Origin of the sequence: Erwinia sp. PsM31 (assembly GCF_030433775.1) — a bacterium.
GTDB lineage: Bacteria > Pseudomonadota > Gammaproteobacteria > Enterobacterales > Enterobacteriaceae > Erwinia > Erwinia aeris.
In genome coordinates, this window is sequence record NZ_JARUWZ010000132.1 from 1 (window position 1) to 220 (window position 220).

General features: G+C 62.3%; 1 protein-coding gene. It reads left to right on the plus strand.

Annotated features, from left to right (window positions below; translation table 11 throughout):
• Positions 1 to 220: sigma 54-interacting transcriptional regulator (locus QCD69_RS22735; protein ID WP_301253596.1), on the plus strand; the 220-nt coding region annotated here is incomplete at both ends.

Below are 220 nucleotides of genomic sequence, written 5' to 3' on the forward strand. Positions count from 1 at the left end.
CGCGTGGTGGCCGACGGGCAGTTTTATCGCGTCGGCGGCTATGCGCAGGTCAAAGTCGACGTCAGGATCTTCGCCGCCACGCACCAGAACCTGGAGCTGCGGGTAGAGGAAGGCAAATTCCGCGAGGATCTGTTTCTCCGCCTGAACGTTATCCGCGTGCATCTGCCGCCGCTGCGGGAGCGTCGTGTGGATATCCCTCGTCTGGCGCGCTATTTCCTTC